This is a genomic window from Paraburkholderia heleia NBRC 101817 (assembly GCF_000739775.1).
Classification (GTDB): domain Bacteria; phylum Pseudomonadota; class Gammaproteobacteria; order Burkholderiales; family Burkholderiaceae; genus Paraburkholderia; species Paraburkholderia heleia.
Window position 1 is genome coordinate 1 of the sequence record NZ_BBJH01000012.1, and the last position, 24,748, is coordinate 24,748.

At 60.9% G+C, this 24,748-nt stretch carries 21 protein-coding genes; 10 read left to right on the forward strand and 11 right to left on the reverse strand.

Translation table 11 applies throughout. The annotated features are described in order from the left end of the window. Positions 1-54 precede the first annotated feature (54 nt). From BHE01S_RS12100 to BHE01S_RS12125, 6 genes are all read right to left on the reverse strand, one after another. Positions 55-789 carry an ABC transporter ATP-binding protein gene (locus BHE01S_RS12100; RefSeq protein ID WP_042264182.1) on the reverse strand — a complete coding sequence of 245 codons (735 nt, stop codon included), beginning with the start codon at positions 787-789 and terminating at the stop codon, positions 55-57. Beyond that, entirely contained in the window at positions 786-1,535 is a 750-nt protein-coding gene (locus BHE01S_RS12105; RefSeq protein ID WP_042264183.1) for an ABC transporter ATP-binding protein, read from the reverse strand. Before BHE01S_RS12105 ends, BHE01S_RS12100 begins: the two co-directional genes overlap by 4 nt. Then, positions 1,532-2,425: a branched-chain amino acid ABC transporter permease gene (locus tag BHE01S_RS12110; RefSeq protein ID WP_084068814.1), complete on the reverse strand. Its 894-nt coding sequence runs from the start codon at positions 2,423-2,425 to the stop codon at positions 1,532-1,534. Before BHE01S_RS12110 ends, BHE01S_RS12105 begins: the two co-directional genes overlap by 4 nt. Positions 2,426-2,478: 53 nt before the next feature. Then, positions 2,479-3,348, reverse strand: coding sequence for a branched-chain amino acid ABC transporter permease (locus tag BHE01S_RS12115; protein ID WP_042264186.1), 870 nt, complete (start codon positions 3,346-3,348; stop codon positions 2,479-2,481). Positions 3,349-3,447: 99 nt separating this feature from the next. Next, positions 3,448-4,704 carry an ABC transporter substrate-binding protein gene (locus BHE01S_RS12120; RefSeq protein ID WP_042264524.1) on the reverse strand — a complete coding sequence of 419 codons (1,257 nt, stop codon included), beginning with the start codon at positions 4,702-4,704 and terminating at the stop codon, positions 3,448-3,450. A 689-nt stretch (positions 4,705-5,393) separates the two neighbouring features. Further along, positions 5,394-5,711, reverse strand: coding sequence for a DUF1840 domain-containing protein (locus BHE01S_RS12125; RefSeq protein WP_042264187.1), 318 nt, complete (start codon positions 5,709-5,711; stop codon positions 5,394-5,396). 594 nt (positions 5,712-6,305) lie between these two features. Here BHE01S_RS12125 and BHE01S_RS12130 point away from each other — a divergent pair. Then, positions 6,306-7,481, forward strand: coding sequence for an acetate/propionate family kinase (locus BHE01S_RS12130; RefSeq protein ID WP_042264189.1), 1,176 nt, complete (start codon positions 6,306-6,308; stop codon positions 7,479-7,481). 330 nt (positions 7,482-7,811) lie between these two features. On the opposite strand, the gene nhaA is transcribed toward BHE01S_RS12130, so the two are convergent. Together nhaA and BHE01S_RS12140 are read right to left on the reverse strand one after the other, a co-directional pair. After that, on the reverse strand, positions 7,812-9,170 hold the full coding sequence (gene nhaA / locus BHE01S_RS12135) for a Na+/H+ antiporter NhaA (protein ID WP_042264191.1): 1,359 nt from the start codon (positions 9,168-9,170) through the stop codon (positions 7,812-7,814). A gap of 146 nt (positions 9,171-9,316) precedes the next feature. Then, positions 9,317-10,402: a mechanosensitive ion channel family protein gene (locus BHE01S_RS12140; RefSeq protein WP_042264193.1), complete on the reverse strand. Its 1,086-nt coding sequence runs from the start codon at positions 10,400-10,402 to the stop codon at positions 9,317-9,319. A 639-nt stretch (positions 10,403-11,041) separates the two neighbouring features. On the opposite strand from BHE01S_RS12140, the gene BHE01S_RS12145 reads away from it, so the two are divergent. After that, positions 11,042-11,368 carry a hypothetical protein gene (locus tag BHE01S_RS12145; protein ID WP_042264195.1) on the forward strand — a complete coding sequence of 109 codons (327 nt, stop codon included), beginning with the start codon at positions 11,042-11,044 and terminating at the stop codon, positions 11,366-11,368. A gap of 140 nt (positions 11,369-11,508) precedes the next feature. Continuing rightward, a complete protein-coding gene (locus tag BHE01S_RS12150; protein ID WP_084068776.1) occupies positions 11,509-13,239 on the forward strand; it encodes a peptidoglycan D,D-transpeptidase FtsI family protein in 1,731 nt (576 codons plus the stop codon). Positions 13,240-13,373: 134 nt separating this feature from the next. Here the strand turns inward: BHE01S_RS12150 and BHE01S_RS37735 are convergent, their stop codons facing one another. Continuing rightward, positions 13,374-13,745: a hypothetical protein gene (locus tag BHE01S_RS37735; RefSeq protein ID WP_157025326.1), complete on the reverse strand. Its 372-nt coding sequence runs from the start codon at positions 13,743-13,745 to the stop codon at positions 13,374-13,376. 901 nt (positions 13,746-14,646) lie between these two features. Here BHE01S_RS37735 and BHE01S_RS12160 point away from each other — a divergent pair. The 4 genes from BHE01S_RS12160 to BHE01S_RS12175 all read left to right on the forward strand — a co-directional run bounded on the left by BHE01S_RS12160 (position 14,647) and on the right by BHE01S_RS12175 (position 19,034). Further along, positions 14,647-15,066, forward strand: a complete 420-nt coding sequence (locus BHE01S_RS12160) for a MarR family winged helix-turn-helix transcriptional regulator (protein WP_042264527.1) — start codon at positions 14,647-14,649, stop codon at positions 15,064-15,066. A gap of 62 nt (positions 15,067-15,128) precedes the next feature. Beyond that, positions 15,129-16,811, forward strand: a complete 1,683-nt coding sequence (locus BHE01S_RS12165) for an APC family permease (RefSeq protein ID WP_245639717.1) — start codon at positions 15,129-15,131, stop codon at positions 16,809-16,811. A gap of 41 nt (positions 16,812-16,852) precedes the next feature. Then, complete coding sequence (locus BHE01S_RS12170; protein WP_245639718.1) at positions 16,853-18,805, forward strand: chloride channel protein; 1,953 nt, start codon at positions 16,853-16,855, stop codon at positions 18,803-18,805. Next, positions 18,789-19,034, forward strand: coding sequence for a hypothetical protein (locus tag BHE01S_RS12175; RefSeq protein WP_052405862.1), 246 nt, complete (start codon positions 18,789-18,791; stop codon positions 19,032-19,034). The genes BHE01S_RS12170 and BHE01S_RS12175 overlap by 17 nt, the downstream gene beginning before the upstream one ends. 32 nt (positions 19,035-19,066) lie before the next feature. Here BHE01S_RS12175 and pal read toward each other — a convergent pair whose 3' ends face one another. After that, entirely contained in the window at positions 19,067-19,573 is a 507-nt protein-coding gene (pal, locus tag BHE01S_RS12180; RefSeq protein ID WP_042264203.1) for a peptidoglycan-associated lipoprotein Pal, read from the reverse strand. 405 nt (positions 19,574-19,978) lie between these two features. Between pal and BHE01S_RS12185 the strand changes: the two genes are divergently transcribed. From BHE01S_RS12185 to BHE01S_RS12195, 3 genes are all read left to right on the forward strand, one after another. Further along, positions 19,979-21,142, forward strand: coding sequence for an MFS transporter (locus BHE01S_RS12185; RefSeq protein ID WP_042264206.1), 1,164 nt, complete (start codon positions 19,979-19,981; stop codon positions 21,140-21,142). Between the two features lie 87 nt (positions 21,143-21,229). After that, complete coding sequence (locus tag BHE01S_RS12190; protein WP_407669505.1) at positions 21,230-22,534, forward strand: chloride channel protein; 1,305 nt, start codon at positions 21,230-21,232, stop codon at positions 22,532-22,534. 44 nt (positions 22,535-22,578) lie between these two features. Continuing rightward, positions 22,579-23,241 (forward strand): hypothetical protein, encoded by a 663-nt coding sequence (locus tag BHE01S_RS12195; RefSeq protein ID WP_042264210.1) that lies wholly within the window; start codon positions 22,579-22,581, stop codon positions 23,239-23,241. A 420-nt stretch (positions 23,242-23,661) separates the two neighbouring features. Here BHE01S_RS12195 and BHE01S_RS12200 read toward each other — a convergent pair whose 3' ends face one another. Continuing rightward, the gene (locus BHE01S_RS12200; protein WP_042264536.1) at positions 23,662-24,486 is read right to left on the reverse strand and encodes a peptidoglycan DD-metalloendopeptidase family protein; all 825 of its coding nucleotides are present in this window, start codon (positions 24,484-24,486) and stop codon (positions 23,662-23,664) included. Positions 24,487-24,748 lie beyond the last annotated feature (262 nt).

Below are 24,748 nucleotides of genomic sequence, written 5' to 3' on the forward strand. Positions count from 1 at the left end.
CGTCGACCCGCCAGATCTTCAATTTGTATTCGTGCCGCCTGCTGGCTACAGCGCCTAGTTTTCCGGATGACCCGCCTTACCCCAGTCTGCAGCGCTTGCTCCCGCCAGTTTGCGCACGCGGTCATCGTCGCGTACGAATTCCCGGGCACTCCCTGTATATGCAACGCGACCGTCATCAAGCACGCAAGCCGTATCGGCAATCTCAACAGCCGCGCGCACGTTCTGCTCAACGAGCAGTATCGACATCCCTTCCCTGCGCATGCCGGCAATAATGCCGAATACCTCCCGCACGATCAGCGGCGCGAGGCCCTGAGAAGGCTCGTCGAGCAGCAGGATACGAGGGTTGAGCAGCAATGCTCTGGCAATCGCGAGCATTTCCTGCTCGCCGCCCGACAATTGCCTGCCCTTGCTGCGACGGCGCTCACGCAGGCGAGGAAAGAGCCCGTACACCCGCTCAAGGGTCCAGGGTCCGGTGCGCCCATTGGGAACCAGCAGGTTCTCTTCCACGCTCAGGCTGGCAAATACCCTTCTCCCCTCGGGCACATAGCCCACCCCAAGCGCTGCGATCATGTACGGCGGCCACGAGCTCGTTTCTCGCCCCCTGATGGTCACCCTCCCTTCTCGTGCCCGCGTGAGTCCGACGAGGCTGCGCAGCGTTGTTGTCTTGCCAGCTCCATTGCGCCCAAGCAGCGCAACGATTTCGCCATCGTTCACCGCTACCGAAACGCCATGCAGAATATGGCTCTTCCCGTACCACGTCTGGAGCCCCTCGGCCGTGAGCACGCTCATTGAGCCACCCCCAGATAGGCAGCCTGGACGGCTTCGTCCGCCGCAATCTCTTCGGGTGTTCCCTCAGCCAGAGTCCGCCCCTCGGCAAGCACCATGATCCGTTGGGCCAGCTCGAAAATTACGCGCATATCATGTTCAATCAAAACCATTGCCAGCATGCGCTCGCGGTGCAGGCGTCGGATTAACCGGGTCACGTCGTAGGTCTCCTGATCACCCATTCCGGCAGTTGGTTCGTCGAGTAGCAGCAGCTTGGGCTGGAGCGCGAGCGACATGATGATTTCTGTCGCCCGCTGGTCGCCAAGCGACAGTTCGCCAACAAGTCGGTCCGCTCGCGGGCCAAGACCGCCAAGCGCGATCAGCTCGTCGACCTGCTCGGCGAACGCCCGCCTGGCTCCCCTCGAAAGACACGGCGAAAGGCGCTTGCCCGCCTGAAGTTCAACGGGGATACGAACGTTATCCCGCACCGAGAGTTCCGGGAACACCTCGGTGATCTGAAAGGTTCGAGCCATCCCCATCGCCACGCGCCGGTGCGGAGCAAGCCCGGTCACGTCACGTGCATCGAATATGATCCGGCCCGACGTCGGCGGAAAGAACCCGCTGATCAGGTTGAAGAGCGTCGTCTTGCCCGCGCCGTTCGGGCCGATAAGGGCACGCAGTTCTCCCACCTCCACAGTCAGCGAAACATCGTCCACCGCGCAAAGGTTTCCGAAGCGACGCGACAGGTGGTCCACAACGAGCAGGCTCATGAGCGCTCCCTGGCGTGCCCCAAACCGAGTATTCCCCGTGGGAAGAAGAGCACGACGAGGATAAAAAGCAACCCGATAAAGGACATCCAGTTCTCGGTCCTGCTTGAGATGTAGTCTTGAACCAGCACGAAAACGGCCGCGCCGATTAACGGCCCCCAGAGGGAGCGCATACCACCGAGCACGGCCATGATCACGAAATCTCCTGACTGGTCCCAGCGAAGACCATGCGGGTCAGCAAAATTATTTAGAAGACCATAGAGTACGCCCGCAAGGCTTACGAAGAAGCAGGAAATCACAAACGACATCCAGATATGCTGCTCCACTGGCAGACCAAGGAATCGCGCACGTTTTTCGTTCTCGCGGATCGCAAGCAGCGTGCGACCAAACGGCGATCGCAGCAACACGGCCATGACACCTACCGATACTGCAAAGCAGGCGAGGACAAAGTAATAGAAAGAAAGTCCGTTGCCCAGAATGTCAATGACATAGTGCCCGAAGTGAAGCGGGATACGGTGCCACCCGGACAGTCCGTCATCACCTCCAGTGACTGCGTTCCAACGGAACGCAATGAAGTAGAAGACCTGGCCGAATGCGATCGTCGCCATCGCAAAATAGACGCCGCGAAGCCTGACGATCAACGCGCCGACGATCGCGGCCGCCACCGTGCCCACCGCCACGCCGACCAGCATGCCCAGCGGCGTGCTCGGAACGAGATAGCGGATTGTCATCCCGACACCGTAGGCCCCGAGTCCAAAGTACGCGGCGTGCCCGAACGAGAGCACGCCAGTGAATCCGAGAAGGAAGTTCAGCGCCATCGCAGCGAGCGCCATCACCAGTACCCGCGTGCCGAGCGCCGTATAACCGCCCAGCCATCCGATCCAGTATGGCATGGTCGCCAGCGCCAGCCAGATCAGGATGTCGCGTCCAATCTTCAGTGGGGTCGTCACTGCACCCTCCCCTCTTCGCCCAGCAGTCCCCTGGGCCGCACGAGTAGCACAATCCCCATCATCACGTAGATCACCGCCTCTGTCGCAGACGGGAAGAAGGCTGTGGTCAACCCGGATGCAATGCCGATCAGGATACCCCCGAGCAGTGTGCCTGGCAGGCTGCCGAGGCCACCCACAATGATGGCGACGAAACTGGGCATGATGAGCGCGTCGCCGATCGTGGGCTCCAGACCCAGCATGCCGGCGGCGAGCACTCCGGCCAGGCCGGCGAGAAAGATGCCAAGGCCGAAATTCAGGCTGCGCAGCCATCGCACATTCACTGCCAGGGTCGAGACGGTTTCGAGGTCGCTGACACCGGCGCGGATACGCATTCCCGCTCGCGTGTGCTTCAGGAAGACGAACAGCGCCGCAACGACCCCAACAACCAGGGTGAGCATGAAGAGCCTGTACCCCGTCAGGAAAAAAAGGGAAGCGTCCAAGGGCCGGTTGAGCGCATCCGGAATCCCGTAGGGCAACGTCTGAGGGCCCCAGATATAGCGAATGCTGTCCTGCAATATGAAAGCAAGCCCAAAAGTGAGCAGCAGGCTATACAAAGGATCCCTTCCATAGATGCGGCGAACGAGAAGGTACTCGATCCCGACGCCGAGTCCGGCGGTCAGCAAGGGCGCTATGACGAGCGCTCCCCAGAACCCGACGTACGGCATGATCGTATACGCGAGGTATGCGCCGAGCGCGAGGAAGCCCCCGTGGGCGAAATTGATCACCCCACTCAGGTTCAGGATCAAGGACAGCCCGAGCGCCATCAGCGCATAGAATGCCCCGATGATGAAGCCGTTGAAAACGTTGTAGAGGATCAACTCCGACATACGTCCCCCTGGATCGCCTGTGCATTCGCTGTCCGGGACTTCGCCCGAAAATCGTGCGGCGTGATCCGGCAGCGAATGCCTTCATGGCGCGCTACGTCGTCACGACCAGTGAATATGGCAACCCGTTTCATTGACCGGCAACGCGGCGTCGACGCCCTTGACGATCTGATCCACATGAAAAAGGTCGTCAGGCTTTGGCCCCTGCGACACCGCGTGACCGACATACAGATCAGGCATCAACTGATGGTCTCCAGCGCGGTAGAACGGCGTATCTGGCATGAGGCCGACGTCGGCTGGCAGCTTGAATCCTTCCAGCGCCTTCGCAAGCTTCACGGCATCCAGAGTCTTCTCCTGATTGGAGACCGCGGCGATGCTGTTGACGGCAACGTATCCGAACCAGTGTCTTGCCGTAGGAACTCGTCCCGCTTTCTTGCGAATACCAGACACGAACTCCGCAACGTGAGGCACGTGCGGTTGATCCCAATACCACTCGAATACCCAGGTCCCGATACGCGCGTTCGGCGGCAAGCCCTCCAGCACCTCAAGCTCCTGCTGCGCGCCGGCGATGTGAAAGCGCTTGTCAAGCCCGAACTGTACCGCCTGCTTGAGCGAATTGACCGCGTCCTGTCCCGCAGTAAGAAACAGGATGACGTCGGGGTTCGCGGACTGCGCCTTGATGAGATACGATGAATAGTCAGTTGTCCCAAGAGGGGCGAGCGCGGCGCCCACCTCTGTGCCGCCAAATTTTTTCAGACTGGCTTCGAAGCCGCTTTGCAGGGTATGGCCAAAGGCATAGTCCGGCGTGATGAAGAACCACTTGTTCCCATAGCGGTCAAACAGGACCTTTGACACCGAATTCGTCTCCATCCTCGTCGTATTGCAAACGCGGAAGACGTTCCAGTGGCAATCAGTACCGGTGACGGCGTCGGTGTGGCCGCCGGTCACAATATGCAGCGTCTTGAGCTCGTTTGATACCTGCCCGATCGCAAGCGCCATCGCAGAATTTACGTTGCCGAGCAGAAAGTCCACCTTGTCACGTTCGATCAGCTTGCGCGCTTTCTGCACTGCCGTCCCGGTATCCGCACTGGTCGAGTCCTCCACAATCAATTGAATTGGCCTTCCCAGTATGCCGCCGTGGGCATTGATCTGTTCGATCGCATACTCGCAGCCAATCTGCTCATTTCTGCCGAGTTCCGCGTACGTTCCAGTCAGCGGATCGTCCAGCCCGAATTTAACCGGGACCTCACCACGCGCCTTGATGATAAATGGAGCAGCGATCTGCGTGACTCCGGCGGCCACGGCGGCCTTGAGAACGAGCCGGCGATTGCGTCGGCCCTCAGGGGTAAGTCCTCTCATCTGGCTCTCCCACATGAGGTTAGCTCCGATCAACCGGCGACCCGACAGATGGCACGCGCAAACCCGCCACCCCAATGTCGTCGATGATCACCGCCCCTGACGGACGAAACGCCCTGGATCCGTTTGTTAGAAATGCCTGAACGTGACCGTGATAATCGTGTTCAGGAGATGAAGGAAGACATGGAACGTAATGAGCGAGTTCCAATCTGTAGACGTACGACCCATAGTACGCCCACGGGACTAGCAGACCAGCACGGCCCCTTTCCGCTACCAGACCGAAATTCTCAGACGCCTTGATCGCAGGCTTCCATTCCCGACGACAGTCGGCCAGAAGCAGCTATCAATTCCGGCAAGAACTATCGCCTGGACGGTGGTGTTTTCAGTTTTCACCCGGAAATTCCATTTTAGGTCATGCCGTGACATATTGCCAAGGCAAACTGGTCAATAGATTGAACGAGATGCAGATCGCCGGAAGCTTGACGGACAGGATACGGGGCGACTGCTTCATTCAGACGACTTCCGCGGCTCCCGATGCTATGCAGCAGGCCGACTCGCGCAATCCTCGAAGAACGCTGGACTCGCAGTAAGGGCTGTGGCGGCGGAAAAGGGAGAAAGTCCGAATCGGCTGTGCCGCTCCCCGTTACCGGGATAGCTATTTCTCACATGACTCACGCGTCCCCCGCGCCCGCCTACAGCCCCCAGATAATGTCTGCGTTCAACCTCTCAGCTTCGCGCATCATCTGAAGTAAAGGCCACGCGCGCTGGGATAGCTCGTTGAGCGGCATGCGGTTGCCACCCCCCGAATGCGGCAGTTGGTCGAGCGACCGTTCTGCCTGCTCCACCGAACTGATTTCGCTTTCGAGACGCGTGATCGCATCGTGTAGTTCGTCATGCACGATGGCGCCTCGGGCATCGAGACGTCGGCCAATCAGGCCAAGCAGATATTCCGCCTGATCCCTGAGCAACACTACCTCAGGCGCAGCTCGTGATTGAAAGGTAACCATCATTATTACCTCCTCATTTAATTCGCAACGCGCGACGTTCTCGGCTCGCCGAGCACTTTCGGTATGGATCCGGGGTGCGTGCGCCGCAGGTTCAGGATGCCACGAAATACAAATCCGGATTTCCGATTTCCCACACCCATATATATCACATAGTGACATATATGGGTATATTTGACCAGCAGGATGCGCTTTCCCACCAGGCTGAAGAGAAGCGGCGACGCGTTGGTCAGGAAGTCGCCGACCGCCGCAGGGAGTTGCGCCGTGGCGCACCATGTTATCCGCCTGCCCCCGGATGCTGATCCGCTACGCAAGGGCCGAACGGCCAGCCGGTCATTTGCTCTGGCGGCAGGTACAGGAAACATGAAGGTCTTTCATGCCATGGCTATTGAGACATGCGCTGGTCCTTACGATCGGCGGCGTCCATTGCGGTAATGCCGAACGTTCGCCTTGCGCGCGAGAGCGACTGCTGCGCGATGCCGATCGCCCCGACGTCCCGTGTCCGATCGCCTTGACAAGTCGTGCATACTGGATGATTGTGTGGCAAGGCTCGTGCGAAGTTGCGCTGCTGGAGGCCTGTCTCGCAACGTGGGCAATTGCATGAACGATGTAATCCTCGTTTTGAATGCCGGCTCGTCAAGCATCAAGTTCTCTTTCTTTTCGGGGCACCCTCGGCCGGAACGGACAGACGCCCTGTGCCACGGCGAATGCGAGGGAATCGGCGAGCGCTTGCACTTTACGGCGAAAACGCGCGGCGGTGCAGTACTCGCTGACGAGTACCCGGAAGGCATCACTCATACGGACGCGCTGTCCGAACTGCTCCGCTGGATCGGGCGCCATTTTCGCGATCATCGGCTGGTCGCCACGGGACATCGAGTCGTCCACGGTGGATTACACCATATCTCGCCGGTTCGCATCGACGCGGCGATCGTCGAAGAACTTCGCCGGCTTATTCCACTCGCACCGTTGCATCAGCCTCACTGCCTTGCCGCAATCGTGGCCGTGCTGAAGCTCAACCCCCAAGTGCCGCAGTTTGCATGCTTCGATACGGCGTTTCATTGCACCCAGCCCGAGGTGGCGGCTGCCTTTGCGTTACCGAGGGGCCTGAGCGCAGCAGGGATCCGGCGATATGGATTTCACGGCCTGTCGTACGAATACATTGCGAGCGTCCTCCCTGACGTCGTCGGGCATGCCGTCGCCCATCTTGGCAGCGGCGCAAGCCTGTGTGCACTTCACGAGCGCAGAAGCGTGGCGACCACGATGGGCTTCTCGACGCTGGACGGTTTGCCGATGAGTTGCCGATGCGGCAATCTCGATCCAGGCGTGGTGTTATACCTGATCGAGGAAAAAGGCATGACCGCGGACGAGGTCAGCGATCTTCTTTATCATGGCTCAGGCCTGCTCGGCGTTTCCGGCATAAGCGGTGATATGCGGGTCCTTCTGGCCAGCGATCGTCCGTCGGCCATCCAGGCCATCGCGCTCTTTGTCTATCGTATCAAGTGCGAGCTCGGTTCGATGGCGGTGGCCCTCGGCGGTATTGACGCCCTGGTCTTCACGGCGGGGATCGGTGAACACGCCAGCGAAATTCGGCGGCTTGTTTGCGAGGGCATGGCGTGGCTGGGTCTGGACCTTGACCACAGCGCCAACGCAACAGGCGGGCCGCGCATCACGACACCGGGAAGCCGGATTTCGGCCTGGGTAATCCCGACGGATGAAGAGCTGATGATCGCCCGCCACGTCTGGACGGCTACCCGCTCTAATGCCACGAACGGTTGACAGCAGCATTACGGGCGTAGCGTTGAAATCTCTCGCGCACGCCTTCAGGGTAGCTCGCCTTGCGACGACCCGACCGGATGGCGAGGCTACATGCAAACCCCGCCTCCCTCGCATTTTCACATTCCCGTGCGTCACATCGTGCCCGTCCGGGCACGCGCCAGCCGCGCTGCATCTGTGTATCGCCGCCATCCTGCAGCCGCACCTGAATCAAACCGGTATGGGTGTGATGGATGCATGCCGCATCCTTGCCGCGGCAGCACCCGGCCACTACCCTGCGAGATCAGGATGCAGCTCCTTGATGGACAGCGGGGCAGTACAGTGACTGGCGAATCAGCACGCATTCCTGCGTAGCGTTCTCGCGTAGACCGCTCCCCAACCAAGGCCAAGGGCTCCGGCGACCAGCGAACCGGTTAGCACGCCGAGTTTCGCAGCACCAAGAGCACCTGGCTCTGCAAACGCGAGCATCGAAATAAAGATCGACATCGTAAAGCCGACGCCTGCAAGCAGAGCGACGAGCGCGATCCCGGACCACGTCACGCCGGTGGGCAAACGGCAAAGTCCCGATTTCACCAGCAACCAGCAGACAGTCACTACGCCAAGCGGTTTGCCCAATACGAGCGCCACGGCCACCCCGGCAAACACGCGCAGAAACTCTGGATGCGTCAGATCAATACCACCCAAAGTCACCCCGGCATTGGCAAGTGCGAAGAGCGGCATGATGCCGTAGGCTACCCACGGATGCAGCGCCCACTGTACCCGCAACACCGGCGCAAGCAGCTGGCGCTGCGCCAGACGCAGTTTCTGCATTGGTCTCGCGAGGCGATCGAGGTCGCTACCAGGATCGGCATCACTGCTGGTCACGTCGCCCGCCGCGCGGGCCAGCTCAATCAAGGCATTCTCCCGCCTGCGCCCCGGCATCACAGGTGTGAGGAGCCCGAGCACGACACCTGCCAGCGTCGGATGGGCGCCACTCACGTAAAAGCCGAACCAGATGATTGCGCCGGGAACAACGTACGGCTGCGCCGCGCCAATACCCAGCCGTTGCATGACGAGGATCAGCACGATGCCGGCCGCGGCGATAACAAACCCCACATAGTCGAGACCCGAGGAGTAGAAAATCGCGATGATAAGTACCGCGATGATGTCGTCGACGATCGCAAGGGTCAGCAGGAAAATGCGTACATTGCCGGGAATCGATCGGCCGAGCAGCGCCAGCACGCCAACGGCGAAGGCGATGTCAGTCGCCGTGGGAACCGCCCACCCTGCAACCATCGACGACGAGCGGTTCACAACGCAATAGAAGAGCGCCGGTGCCGCAACTCCACCAATTGCAGCTGCAAGAGGCAACAGCGCCTGCCTGATTTCACTCAGAGATCCTTCATGAAGTTCCCGGCGGATCTCCATGCCAACCACAAGGAAAAACACCGTCATCAACGCATCGTTGATCCAGAAATGCAGCGGTTGTCTGAAGGCATGTTCGCCTAATCCGAAGACGACTGGTGCATCCCAGAGCGCGTGATACGACTCGCCAAGCGGCGAGTTCGCCCAGACCAGCGCAGTGACAGCCGCGACAAGCAACATGATGCCGCTTGCCGCCTCGATGTGCAGGAAATGCTCAAGCGCTGTGAAGGCCCTGCGGGCAATGCGTTCAACTGGAGGAAGGTTCAGAGGAGTCAGGTTTCGTTGCATCGGCGCGGGTCGTCCTGCGTGGCGGCCCGACCAGCGCAGATGACCTGTCTCGCCGCCCAATGCAGCTAACACCCTTTGTGAATTCTACATGAGACTCGCCACAGTCCTGGCGGTCCATCTGCGGTCTGCCGTTCTTTTGATCGCCACTAGTGGGCGCCGAGCGGCTCAACAGTTTCCCTTTCACCGGTTGGCTGCGCGACGTAGATCGTCCTCGAAGGCAGGGCGAAGCCCAGATCCAGGTCGCGGATAAGCTCCATGACGCCCAGGTTGATCTTCTGCTGGATATCCATGTAAAGGTTATAACCGGGATCGGTGACGTAATACACGACCTCGAATGTCAGGTCGCTCGCCCCGAATCCCTTGAAGTGGGCACGATCAAAGCGTGTCGCGCCGGCCGCTTCAATTACCGCCCTCACCCGCTCCGGCACCCGGCGCAACTGCTCGGGTGTCGCGTCATATCTCAGCCCGAATGTGAAGACAATGCGGCGCTCGGTCATGCGCTTGTAGTTGTTAATCACGTTCTTGAGCAATGCCGTATTGCTGCAGATAATCTCCTGGCCGCTGATGCTCCGGATACGGGTGGTTTTCAGGCCGATATATTCGACGCTGCCAGCGACATCACCGAAGGTGATGAAATCGCCAATCTCGAAGGGCTTGTCCAGTCCGATTGCCAGCGACGCGAAAAGATCGCTGAGGATGCTCTGCACGGCCAGCGCCACCGCGACGCCACCCACTCCCAGACTCGCAACAAAGGCGGTGATATTTACGCCCATATTGGCGAGCACGGCCAGCAACAGTATCGACCACAGGACGGCACGCAACACCCACGCCGTCATCGTTGTCAGCACGGGATTCTGCGCGAGCGTCGCTCTGACCCGATGGTGAGTCCACAGCCCGACGCTCCGGTTAAGCCATAACGCGACCTGGATGCCGACAACAAGGAACCAAAGCTTGTCGATCCGGCTGCCCCAGATTTCCGGAAGCGCAAGAAATTGGGTTCCAGCCAGCGTGGCCGCGGCGAGGAGCAGAAACGCCCGGGTGCTCCGCAGCACGTCCACGAGCGCGTCGTCGACCCACGTTGACGTTCGGCTCGACCATGCATCGAGTCTTTTGACTGCTACCCTGATCGTCGTACTCAGAACCAGATAGATAACGGCCGTGGCAGCCAGCGCATAACACCAGCGGCTCGCAGGTATGCCGAGAAAGAAATTGAGATCCAGCCAGCTTTTCATTGTTTTCCCCGTTATTTTCTACAATGAACGCACCACTCATATCGGCGACGCAGACAGGTTGGTCGGCGATCGTGATCAAAGGTTCCGTGAAATGGGCGCCGCGATCATCACGCAGAAGTCCCCGCACCTGCGTTTCGTGCCGGGAGAAGGCAAAGCTTCAGGTCGAGTCGCTGCGTCGAGGTCGCAATTTTGACGCCCGCGACTTTTCACCCGGAAATATCTACTGGCCCCGTCGTTTCCCATTCACTATTTTGGCTTGCTACTCACGCACGCTGGCGCGGCAGTGATTGCATGTGATGCCGGCTGAACTGCCAGCCGTTGCTACACCTGCGCTGTATGTCGGTTCCCAGGTCAGCGCAAACTGATGTCAACTCTCATCGTTCGCGAGCGAGGTCAGTGCACTCATTCAGGATATGAGTGCCGGACGTTCCTTTCCGCGGCTTTTCCCTTCCCTGGGCGACTACAGGCAATAACCGCCACGTATTCGTAGTGCACGCTCAAAATGTCACATCGTGAAATAATTCCGATTATTCACGCATGTAAACGTATAATTCTTGCGCACCGCTGCCGAACTTGCCTGAAACCGCCCGAAACAAGGTGAGTGTATGGCAGCGCTTTTCCGACCTGGCAGGATTTACCATGAAGCGAGCCTTCCTTATTGCCCTGACGGGCGCCTTTTCCGTAACTGCTGGCGCGCACATCTGCAGCCAGGGCGCACCGGTGAAAATCGAGGGTGATGCGCCCGGTGCTATCAGCTACGACATATATAGCCAGCTTTACCCACTTACGCCTGTGAAGCTCGCGAGATTTTCCATGGCCCAGCAGGTGAAAATGATTCCCGATGGCACGAAGACGTGCACGATTTCTGACGACGGTGTCGATGATCCTGGCCCGGTCCTTGTCAACGGCCCACGCGGACAGATGAATTACTGGATCTCGGGCAGTTATGTCAAGCCAGCAAGCTAGGCCCCCTGGCAATACTCGCCTGCGTGGACTCGCTCGAGGTTGTGCGAACCTGCTTGAGTGGACGAGTTCACGTACCAGCAGCGCCGGGTAGACCAGTACTGCCCGGTGGCAGGAACAGTTTCAGGAGACATGCCTCGCCGATGTCAGGAAACCGAAGATATTCAGGCCTTTCCCAACATGCAGTGAAGTCCGGCGCATTCCAGACTGGGCGCTCCAGGTTCGCCGGCCTTGTATTCGCCAGTGCGTTTCTCGCCTTGATACTAAGGGCCGCGTGGGTCCAATGCGTCAAGGATGACTTTTATCAGCGACAGGGGGAAATCCGCCAGGTAAGCGATCGCGACACACTCGCATCCCGTGGGCATATTTTCGACCGCAACGGGCGCGTCCTGGCCATGAATCTGCCAACGCGTACGGTCTGGCTGGATGCGTCGGCAACGGGGGTGGCCGCCTCCAGCTCCCAGATTCAGGCTCTGGCCCGTATCCTTCAGATTGCGCCCGCCGTCGTCGAACATGCGTACGCTTCGCAGCGCCAGTTCGTCTATCTCGCGCGCCAGATCCCAACTGACGTTGCTGAGCGCGCCATGCGCCTCAATGTGCCCGGCGTATTCGAGCAGAAGGACTATCGTCGCTTCTATCCGGAGTCGTCGGTCACGGCGAACGTCGTCGGCTTCACGGGCATCGACGGCCACGGCCAGGAAGGGATCGAATTTGCGGCAGAACGACAGCTGCGCGGCATAAATGGCTGGCGCCGGACACTGCACGACGCCAGGGGAGAAATCATCGCTAACCTGGCACAATCTGCGCCCCGCAAAGGCATGGATCTCCGGCTCTCGCTTGACCTGCGGGTGCAGTACGCCGCATATCGTGCATTGCAGGATGCGGTCACGCACTCCGGTGCACGATCGGGCTCGGCCATCGTGCTCGACGCGCATACAGGTGAAATCCTCGCCATGGCAAACTGGCCCAGCTTCGATCCAAACAGCCGGTTGCGCAGCAGCGGTCTCGCCATGCGCAACCGTGCCGTCACGGACGTATTCGAACCGGGGTCCGTGATGAAGCCCATCACGATCGCTCTTGCCCTTCAGGAGCAGCGCATCACGCCAAATTCCGTTGTAACAACAGATGATGGAAGGCTGCGTCTGGACGGCGTGACCATCCATGACGACGCAGACTTCGGCACGCTAACCGTCGCGGGCGTCATCGAGAAGTCGAGTAACGTTGGCACTACGAAGATCGCGATGATGATGCCGGCCGAAGACATGTGGCACAATTTCCGCAAGGTCGGACTGGGTAGAGCACCGCACGCCGGCCTGCCCGGTGAAGCGGCAGGCAACGTGCGCGCGTGGAAAGGATGGCGCCGCATTGAACAGGCGACGATGTCCTACGGATACGGGCTTTCCGCGTCTCTACTTCAACTTGCGCAGGCCTACACGGCATTCGCCAACGACGGAGTATTTGTGCCCGCGACGATACACTGGCAGCCCGCGCCACCCTCCGGTCGCCGCGTCTATTCCGTGCGCACCGCACGTGAAGTCCGGTCCATGATGGAACAGGTCGTCAGCGCCGCCGGAACTGCGCCGCAGGCAGCGGTTACGGGCTATACCGTCGCGGGAAAGACGGGAACCGCTTACCGCTGGACCCGGAGCGGGTACGATCATGGCCAGTACCGCGCCTCCTTCGTCGGCATCATACCGGCCCGGGCACCGCGAGTGATCATTGCCGTTTCCATCGACCGGCCCCGAAAGGGATCCCATTTTGGTGGAGCAGTCGCCGGACCAGCCTTTGTCAGCATTGCGTCGCAAACGATGCGATTGCTCAATGTGCCGCCCGACAAGCCATACGCCAGCGTGACGACAAAGCCCGCTACCTGAGCGCTGTACCAGATCCGCGAGATTCAGGGCCCCGGTCCCGGGCAGGACCGGAAGGGGTGGAATGAAGGGCTGGCGAGACGGGATTTGCCGGCTCATTTGCCGGCGTGCTTTCGCTCACTGCGGGTCATCGTCCGCTAATCCTTGTCGACGCTGTGCTCATCAAGCCGGGCGCAGCGCTTCAGATCCGCCAGGTACCTTTCGGGTGCGACGCGACTCTCGAAGTACTCGACCATCGTACCGCCATGCTGGGGGCGTAACAGCGCACCAAATGGGACTCCCTTGAAATAGGAGCGTGCACTGATACGCACAACACCGTGAGATGCGCTGAAGTGCGGCTTACGCGCGGATTGCTGCCAGTACGACCATATGCATGCTGCAACCATCGACTTTGGTGTTCGCGAATGCATGCTAAATGCCGGTGCCAGGGCGAAAACCCCGCCGCCACGCGTGCATGCAACAAGCAGGAGGCCGCCAAACAGCAGCACGCAGCAGTCGATGCGTTTCAAGTTCCCTCCAGCCATCTGTGTTTGCCTTGTTAGATCCCGTGGGGACACATCGTCCAGCACGCGACTAACCCGCTATCCGCCATGACCGTCTGACTCGACAAGCTGGACGGCGAGCCTCCTGTCCCCCGGCTTACTGGACAATCGCCTCATGCCTGTAAGGCCTCAGGCGCAACTGTCTCGCGTATGCGAATCCCCGACCAAGGCCGATCATACCGGCACGCAGCGCCGCGAGTTCCGCCCAGCACCAGTTGTCGCTTGACGCGAGGAGGCAAACACCACGCACCAGAATCCCGCTCACCGAAAACACGACGGGCGGCTCGCCCCGTACGAAAGTCAACACCATTCCAACGATCGTGCAAAATATCGCTGGTCGGCCCCTCTGGCGTTTGCGAATGCGTACGTTGGCCGAAGGGTGCTGGCAGCCAGCGGCAACACGATACCCCGGACGCACGTGGCGTCACGGTGCGTGCCACCGAAAGCGTTGACCACGCAGCTTCGACGACTCGACCTCGAACTGCCCCTGTCCGCTCGGGAGCACAGGAAAAAACCTGCCGCTGCCTGCGCGGGCCTGCCCACCGGGCACGAACACTGACTGACCAATAGCAGGCGTGCGCTGCGGTTCCTCCGACAGATTCCGCGCGAAGCAGGACCGACAGTGCGCAGCGGTGCCTCCGGCAACGGACGTTTCGTCAGCGTAACCGGAACTTGCGGCAGACATCAGGATCAACCCGAGCAATGCGATGCGTCCCATATATCGAGGCCTGGCGGGTCACGGCACGAACCGTGCCGTGACCCGCGGCTCCCTTACAATGGCGTTTTGCACGATGACTCAAATGCGCCTATATTTTATGTCACATAGTGACCTTTTCCCATCTGAAACCCGAAAAACATGGACGGGCCTATGCCACCGAAAACCCGGAAAGTGACTGAAAAGGTGACGAGAGCCGACCTGGAAGAGCTTTCGGAGTTCCGGTATCGCCTTCGGCGATTTTTGCGGGTGTCAGAGGAAATCGCGCACGCGGAGGGCGTGACGCCGCTGCAGTACATGCTGATGCTGCATACGCGCGCCTTTCCCGATCGCGACTGGGCTACCGTGGGCGAGATCGCGGAGCGCCTGCAGGCGTCTTCGCATGGCACGGCGGCGCTCGTCACGCGCTGCGAGACGGCCGGCCTGGTACTCCGTGTGACCAGCGCCCATGACCGCCGCGAGGTCCAGGTGCACCTGACGGAGGAAGGCGAACGCTGCCTGCTGAGACTCGCCGCGCTACACAAGTCGGAGGTGCAGTCTTTCGGCTGGGCCTTCAGGGAGGAAAAAGAATAGCGCCGCGATGGCCGGGCCCGCAAGGTCCTCACGGCAAAGGCGGGAGTCCGCATTTTGGGTTCATGCCTTCAATCAGGGGAAGGCAACAAACGGTACTAGAGCAAAGCAAACGGTCAGGGGCCATTGAATGCAAGGAGTTCGGCATGAGCACGTCCTCAAGCCTGACCCTCGAAGGCAAGCTCCGGCGCGATGCCGGAATCGTAGGGCTATTGTTTGCCAGCACGACCAGCATGATTGGCTCGGGCTGGCTGTTCGGCGCATACCACGCTTCGCGCATCGCCGGTCCGTTGAGCATCGGCAGCTGGATCATTGGCGCGGTCATCATCATGCTGATTGCGCTGTGTTTCGCGGAACTCGCCGCCCTCTTCCCGCGAAGCGGCGCGCTGGTGCACATGAGCCATGCCAGCCACGGTGAAGGACTGGGTCAGCTGTGGTGCTGGCTCCTCTTCCTGGCCTATGTGCCCGTTCCGGCAGTCGAGGCGGAGGCAATCGTCACCTACGCCAACAACTATCTTCCATGGTTCATCCGTCCCGGCACTTCGGGGCTCCTCACGCTCACGGGTTTCGTCACGTGCGCGGCACTCCTTGGCATCACGGCCTTGCTGAACCTGATGGTGGTGCGCTGGCTGCTTAACGTCAACTCGACCATCACCTGGTGGAAGATACTGGTGCCGCTCGTCACGATCGTCGCGCTGATGACGGCAAGCACACACTGGGACGTGATGCACGCATCGCCAGACAGCTACAGCCTTTCGGGAATGTTCACGGCGTTGCCCGCTGCCGGGATCGTGTTCAGCTACCTGGGCTTTCGCACGGCGATTGACCTGGGCGGTGAATCCGCGAACCCGCATCGGACGATTCCTCTTGCGGTGATCGGCGCGGTCGTCCTTGCGGCCATTATCTATATCCTGCTTCAGGTTGCGTTCATCATGGCGCTCTCGCCTGGCGACCTCGCGCACGGCTGGTCACACATGAGCTTCAAGGGTGAAATGGGTCCGTTCGCCGGTCTCGCCGCAACACTGGGGCTCGGCTGGATGGCCACGCTACTCTATATCGACGCTTATGTGTCGCCCGGCGGAACGGGCCTGATGTATGTCACCGGCGGCTCACGTGTGCTCTTTGCGGCTGGTGAGATGAATGCGGGCCCGCAGGCGCTTACCCGCCTGAACCGCTTCAGGATTCCGTGGGTAGCCGTGCTGGTCATGTGGGTGGTCGGTGTGCTCTTCCTGCTGCCGTTTCCAGCTTGGCAGCAAATGGTCAGCTATATCACGTCGGTGACGGTCCTCACTTACGGCCTTGGACCCATCGCGCTCATCGTGCTGCGACGTAACCTGCCCGATCTCAGGCGCCCCTTCCGGATGCGGGGTGCAGGTGTCGTCGCGCCGCTCGCCTTCATCTGCAGCAACCTCATCATCTACTGGACCGGATTCAGGACAAACAATTTCCTCTTTTCGCTGCTCGCGATCGGCTTCGTCCTCTATGCGCTTCACTATCACTTCGTTGCGCGGCGCTCCGCTCACGATTTCGGCTGGCGCCACATCGCCTGGCTGCTTCCCTGGTTTGGTGGGCTGTGGCTGCTTTCGTGGCTCGGGGGAATTGACGGTGGGCGCGGGTTGCTCAGCTTCGGCTGGGACATTCTCGTGGTTTCCCTCTGGAGCGTGATAGTGCTTTTGCTCGCGCTTCGTTCATCACTGGACAGCAGCGAAACATCGGCCATGATGGCCCGGATGGACAGCACCAGCTAGAACCTAAACGCGGCAACTGCCCACACAAGGAGCGCATGGCAATGGACCACGACGGCGGATCAGACAACCCCGAACAGGCCGCCGCTCGCCAGGCCGTGCGCGCCGCACCCGTCCCGATGCCCGACGACGACGCACATCCTGTCAGTCTTTACCAGTTGTGCTTCCATGCGTTCCTGGTCGGCATTGTCACGGGCCTGGGGGCGGTCGTATTTCGCGGTCTCATAGGGGGCGTCCACAACGCATTCTTCCTTGGCCACCTCTCCTTTTCATACGACGCGAGCCGGTTCACGCCCGAAGCCCCGTGGGGAGCGTGGGTCATCCTCGTGCCCGTTGCGGGCAGCATCGTCGTGACCTGGCTTGTCAGCACCTTCGCACCGGAGGCGAAGGGTCACGGCGTGCCTGAAGTCATGGACGCGATCTATTTCAGGAGCGGGATCATCCGGCCGGTTGTCGCCATCGTGAAATCCCTTGCGTCCGCGTTCGCAATCGGCACGGGGGCCGCGGTCGGACGGGAAGGTCCGATCATCCAGATCGGTTCGGCACTCGGCTCGACACTCGGCCAGGCGATACCGATGGCGGTGGGCCAGCGCATCACGCTGGTGGCCGCGGGCGCCGGCGCCGGGATCGCCGCGACGTTCAACACGCCCATCGGCGGTGTCCTGTTCGCTACCGAACTGATGATGCCTGAGATCAGCGTCAACACGTTTCTGCCCGTTGCGCTTGCGACCGGAACCGCCACATTCGTCGGACGGCTGTTTTTTGGTGGCGAACCTGCGTTTCTGGTGCCGGCACAACTGGGCGCGTTGCCAAACCAGCCGGGCAGCGCCCTCACGATGATGCTGTATGCGGTACTGGGCGTCGTGACCGGTGCTGCGGCAGCATTGCTGATACGCGCGTTGCACTGGACCGAAGACGGCTTTGAGCGTATCCCAGGTCGCTACGGGCGCCATGCGTTCGGTATGCTGCTCGTGGGCGTGCTGATGTACGGGCTGATGCGCCACGGGGGGCATTACTATGTATCGGGCGTGGGTTACGCGACGATTCAGGCAACGCTCTATGGACAGTTGCAGGGCGGCCTGTTTCTGCTGATGCTCGCGCTCGCGAAAACAGTCGCCACTTCGGTCAGTCTTGGCTCGGGATCATCAGGGGGCGTCTTTTCGCCGTCTCTCTTCATCGGTGCGACACTTGGCGCTGCCCTCGCGTCAGCCTTCCAGTCCATGTTGCCCGGTGTTCCGGTCAGCGGACCGGCGTTCGCGATGGTGGGCATGGGTGCGATGGTTGGCGGCGGCACCGGTGCGGCGATGACTGCCGTGGCGATGATCTTCGAGATGACACGGGACTATGACATTGTGCTCCCCATGATCATCGCCGTGGCGTTCAGTCTCGGTACGCGTCGGCTGCTCTCACCAGAAAGCATCTACACCCTCAAGCTCGCGCGACGCGGACATAACATTCCCAATGCGCTGCATGCCAACATGTTTCTCGTGCAAAGCGCCAGACAGGTCATGGAAACCGACGTTCTGGTGCTCGACGCGGGCGTACCGTTCCGCGATCTGCTGCGCTCGCCCGACGATCCGGCATTTCGTCACGTGGTTATCACCCTTGAGGGCAAAATCCACGGTGTACTTCGCATCAACACCGGGCTACGGCGCGCCGTAAGCCGGGACGACCCGTCGGTGACGCTTGGCAGGCTCGCGCAGCACAACTACATCGTCGTTGACGAGTCCGATGCCGCGTTCGACGTCATCGGCCAGCTACGGCAACGTCGTGCGACGATGGCAATCGTGACCGCACGTGACGATTCGGGTTTGTTGCGCGTGAGCGGCGTCGTTGCGAAAGAGCACATTGCGGATGCTGTCGCCAGCAGCATCCGCATTTTCCCGACGCGCGCGACCGAGGGCCTTCGCCGGAAAACCGACGTCGACGGTGAATCGAGGCGTGAATCGACAGTGCAGACCACACGCAAGGAGGTCCGGCATGAATCTGAAAACTGAATGGGACACGCTGCGCAGGCGCATTGAAGAGGTGTTTCATCCGGCGTCGCATCACGAGTCTGGAGCCGACGGATCTGCGCAGGACGAGCGCGAGTGGGTCGTCATTTACCGGACCGCGACAGGCTTTTGCTGCATGTACAAGGGGCTGCCTGTTAACTTCGAGGACATGCTCGATGTCCAGATCTGGACAGAGGAAATGGACGTGCGCCCCTATTTCATGGGATTGTAAATACCCGCCGTGCGCACCGCCAGGCCAACCGGCTACTGGCGATAGACCAGGTCGGCACGCCGGTTCTGGGCCCACGAGGCCTCATCGTGCCCCAGAGCGACCGGCTTCTCCTTGCCAAGGCTCACCGCTTCGAGCTGGGTGTCGGGCACACCGAGTGTCTCGAGTTCATGCAATACAGCCTCCGAGCGGCGCTGGCCAAGCGCAAGGTTGTACTCATCCGTGCCCCGCTCATCCGTGTTGCCCTGGATCAGCACATGCTGCGCCGGATGGCTTCGCAGATAGTCAGCGTGCGCGTGCAGCAACTGCAGATAGTCGCCCTTGACCGTATAGCTATCGAAGTCAAAGTACACGCTGCGCTTCGCCAGTGGACTGTTCGGATTGTTGAGCTCGTCCATTGTCGAGGTCGATCCGGTGACCGGCTGCGAGGTGGCCGCGTTCATGTTCGCCATACCGGAAGATTCGGGCGCCTTCGTTGCCGAGTGACAGCCGGCCAGCAGCGCAAGCGACAGGATGGCGACGCATGATCGATTCAGGCTCATGACGGGCTCCGGAACCAGGTTGAAGAGCGAAGCATCAATACTCGGATTTCGCGATCTAGTCTAGGCATAAATTCCCTGAACTGCCACCGTATTTCCCCGCAGCACCGGCGCGATGCCTCGAATAAAGTCAAGCAGCCTCCAGGCGCAATGGTTTAAGTTTCCCTTAAGTTTGCCGGGATAGATTTGCCAAAATGTCATGCCGTGACCTATCATTGCGACATGCTTTCAGTGAACGGGGGTGCGTGGTCCCATGACATTGTCGTGTCCTCAGCTTGCCGGATGGTAGCGTCCGGTTGCCGTCCGTGGCAGGAGCGGCAGCTCTTTTTACCCAGCGCCCGCTGGGTTTTTTTTTGATCGTTCGTTTATATGCGCGCAACGCCCACCTCGCCCACTTCCCGCTCACGCATGAGCGCGCCCGAGTTGCGCGCGACCGTATCGCTCGCGGCGATCTTCGCGCTGCGCATGCTCGGTCTGTTCATGATCATGCCGGTGTTTTCCGTCTACGCGAAGACCGTTCCCGGTGGCGACAACCTTCTGCTGGTCGGCATCGCGCTCGGCGCGTACGGCGTCACGCAGTCGCTTCTCTATATTTTCTACGGCTGGGTGTCGGACATGGTGGGCAGAAAGCCCGTCATCGCCGCCGGTCTCGTCATCTTCGCAATCGGCAGCTTCGTCGCGGCGGGCGCGCACGACATGGTGTGGATCATCGTCGGCCGCGTGATTCAGGGCATGGGCGCCGTGTCTTCGGCGGTGCTCGCGTTCATCGCCGACCTGACCGCCGAGGAGCACCGCACCAAGGCCATGGCGATGGTGGGCGGCTCGATCGGCATGTCGTTCGCCGTGGCCATCGTGGGCGCGCCGATCGTATTCCACTGGGTCGGCATGAGCGGCCTGTTCGCGCTGGTTGGCGTGTTCTCGATTCTCGCGGTGGGCGTGGTGATCTGGGTCGTGCCCGACGCGCCCCACAAGCCCGTGCACGTGCGCGCCCCGTTTGCCGAGGTGCTGCACAACGTGGAACTGCTGCGCCTGAACTTCGGCGTGCTGGTGCTGCACGCCACGCAAACGGCGCTCTTTCTCGTCGTGCCGCGCCTGCTCGTCGACGCGGGCCTGCCGGTCGCGTCGCACTGGAAGATCTATCTGCCGGTCATGGGCCTCGCGTTCGTCATGATGGTGCCGGCCATCATCGTCGCGGAGAAGCGGGGCAAGATGAAGCCGGTGCTCGTTTCTGCGATCGGTCTTATCCTGATCGGCCAGCTTTTGCTCGGCTCGCTCGCGCATACACTTGTCATCGTGTCGGCCGTGCTGTTCGTGTACTTCATGGGCTTCAACATTCTGGAGGCGTCGCAGCCTTCGCTCGTCTCGAAGCTCGCGCCTGGCAACCGCAAGGGCGCGGCCACGGGCGTGTACAACACCACGCAGTCGATCGGGCTCGCGCTCGGCGGCGTGGTGGGCGGGTATCTGCTCAAACACGAGGGCGCGAGCGCCGTGTTCTACGCGTGCTCGGGGCTCGTCTTGTGCTGGCTCGTCATCGCGCTCACCATGAAGGCGCCGCCGCTGCGCAGGGCCTGAGTTGCCCTCCTCCGGTGCGACATGAGGCCGGCGACGAAATCGTCCGGATAAAGAGTATTGAAAAACAGGGGGATATAAATCGTGCGCATGTTCGGGCTGATTGACCGGCGGACGCTGCAGCGAGCCAACCGGCTATGGCTCCATTACGGCGTATTCTGGCTCGGAGCGATCTCCGTTGGTCTCATCGCGGTGCTCTACGCGAAGCTCATCGATTTCGGCTACGGCGTGTTCCTGCGCTATGCCGCCGAGCGCTTCTGGTTGCCGCTACTCGTAGCGCCCGCCACAGGTGCCGTGACGGTCTGGCTCACGCGGCGCTTCTTCGACGGATCGGAAGGCAGTGGCATCCCGCAGGTCATCGCCATGCTGCATGGACCGGACGAACTCGGCCCACGGCTGCTCACCCTGCGCATTCTCGTCGGCAAGATCTTCATTTCGTTTCTCGCCATTCTCGGTGGCTTCACGATCGGCCGCGAAGGTCCCACCATTCACGTGGGTGCCGCCCTGATGTTCAGCCTGAGGCGCTTCTACCCCCAGCGTTTTCTTGCAATACGTCCGGGCGTGCTGGAGCGCAGGCTTGCGCTCGCGGGCGCAGCAGCAGGCTTGTCCGCAGCATTCAATGCGCCGCTCGCGGGCGTCGTGTTCGCCATCGAGGAACTCATGCGCAGCTTCGAGCAGCGCACGAGCGGTGTGCTGATCACGGCCATCATCTTTGCTGGCGTGGTGTCCCTCGGGCTTCAGGGAAACTATGTCTACTTTGGCACGATCGATATCGGCTCCGGGCTGCCACAATGGCTCAGCCTGGCCGTCCTGCTGATCGGTGTGATTGCAGGCGTGCTGGGCGGGTCTTTTTGCTGGCTGCTGCTCAACACGAAGCGCTGGATGCCCACGCCGCTGCTCGATCTGCGCGGCAAGCGACCGGTGCTGTTCGGCGCCTTCAGCGGCCTGGTCATCGCGGTCGTTGGGGTGCTCGCACATGGCCATACGTTCGGCAGCGGCTACGCCGAAGCGCGCAGCATGCTCGAAGGTACCGCGCACGTCAGCGCGGCATACCCGCTGCTGAAGATGGTATCGATGGTGGGATCGTATCTGCCTGGCGCGCCGGGCGGCCTGTTCGCACCATCGCTTGCGATCGGATCGGGTATCGGCAATACGGTGCATATGGTGTTCTCGCAGATGCAGCTTCCGATGCTCATCGCGCTCGGCATGGTCGGCTATCTCGCAGCGGTCACGCAGAGCCCCATCACAGCATTTGTGATCGTCATCGAGATGATCAACGGACACGCGCTCGTCATCTCGCTGATGGCAACGGCGCTCATCGCGAGCCGTGTATCGCGCCTTTTCGCGCCGCCCCTGTACGAAGCGCTCTCCGAGCGCTACCTGAGGGAGCCATGAGGCAATGCCGGCGCCCAGCCGGAACGGATTTCAACGGGATTGACATGAAGATTGCCGACAAGCTGGAGCGGCGCCTGCTGGGCATGGCACACGTGCTGTGTCTCATCGCCCTCGTGGGGGCCGTGCTGGCGATGATTGCGTTGATGTTCGCACTTGTCGTTCCGGGAAAGACGGCCGTGTCCGCAGATCCTCCGCTCAGTGCCAGTGAGGTACTCTCGTCGATACCGGGTTCGGAAGCGGCGAACGACGCCCTGTCGAATGACAGCGCGAACGGCAGCTACCCCATGGGGAACGTGCCGGGCGCTGCAGGGTTTCTGATCCCGGCTCCGCTGCGAACCGTATTGAGCCAGGACAATGCGAGTCAGCCGCTCCTCGAGGCGTGGCTGGCGAGTGTTCCCCTGGCCGACCGGCAGCAGTTTCTGGACGAGCTCTCCGACGTCGTCGCACGGGCGACGCAGCGAGCCGCGTCGTGGGAATGGGACAATCGCGAGCGGTATGTCGCGGCGGCCATGAACCAGTACGCCCGGGTCAAGATCGAGCGCATCGGCGCGGCCCAGAACGCCATTCAGGCCGCGCATGGTAGAAGCGAGCAGCTTGGATCATCGCTGGGAACACTGCTCGCACTTGCGGGGTTCCTCGTATTGCTGTTACTGCTGACCGCGATCGAGCGTAATACGCGCAACAGTACGGGCGAACGACGGTCGTGACCGCAGTGCTGTCGTGACTACGCGGCCACGCTGCGCCTGCGACCGGCGCGGATATCTCGAACCATCGCCATGCAATCCTGCACCTTGCAAGGTTTCCGTGGCCCGCGATGCTGATGCCGTGCGAACGATGCCACTGCGTTGTTCAATGGCCGTTGCAAGGGGCGATTTCGGCCACTTCTGCACAGTCGTTCGCGTGACTGGCAACCCGTCGATGATTTGCGGATAGCACTGCAGCACTGCGGTGCTATCGTGGACCTTCGCTCCTGCATGCAGCAATACCCCACACGCGTGCTAACGGAACCTTTCGAGGCCTACCACCCGCGCCGTTGACGCATTGCCGCCCAGGCGGACATGTTTTAGGCATGCCCCCCTGGTCGGCGGCTTGACGTTGAAAGCCTGAGCGCGAGCCTGATACTTTCATCATTGCGGCGGCAGATACGTGACCGGGTCGACGGGCTTGCCTTCCCGGCGCAGTTCGAAGTGGAGCGCGACACGATCCGAGTCGGTATTGCCCATTTCCGCAATTTCCTGCCCCTGGATGACCGCGTCACCTTCCTTCACGAGCAACACGCGGTTGTGCGCGTATGCCGTCAGGAACGTCGAATTGTCCTTGATGATCAACAGATTGCCATAGCCGCGCAGTCCGTTTCCGGCATACACGACGCGACCACCCGCAGCAGCGCGGACCGGCTCGCCAGCCACACCTCCGATATCGATACCCTTGTTCCTCGTGTTGTCGAAGCTGCTCACCACTGGCCCGCGTACCGGCCACGCCAGAATGAAATGGCCCGGACCCGCGGCAGATACGTCGCCCGAACCAGACGCGACCGGTCCTGTGTCCGCGCCCAGCGGTGCACTCTGCACACTGGTGCCGGCGACCGGCGCGGTCGAAACTCCGGCTTCGCGCGGCGCAGTTACGGCGCCCGGTGGAACCACACGCAGCAACTGATTCACTTCGATCTGGTCCGGATTGGCAAGGTTATTCCACGTGACGATTTCGTGAAAATTTTGTCCGGTCTCAAGCGCGATCCGCGACAGGGTATCTCCCGGCTTCACCCGGTAGTAACCGGGTGGCGGCTTTTGCAGAAAGCCCGACTGCATGGCGGCACCGCCCTGAGCTGATGAGAGATCGATGATTGGCGCCGGATCGAGCCGTGTCGCGCATGCTGCTAACGTCGCGAGCAGGCAAACGCAACTCCCACACCGCACAAAGTGTAGATGGATACCTTGACGTCTTTTGCGCATCACTTTCCATATATCGTTGAAAACTGGATACAAACGCGCGCGGTACGCCGCGTTTGCATATCGAACGGCCCGCGTCACATGCAGCATCGACGAACTCTCATTCCCTGCATGACTCTGGGCGATCAAAGACAAAACGATATTACGCCGCCCTTTTTCCCCTACGGCGCTTCGCACGGTGAACTCCCGACGCCCTTTCTCCGGGCGGTGGCACCATCCACGCGGCATTGACGTGCCAGCAAAATACAGGCGTCGAGCGACCGAA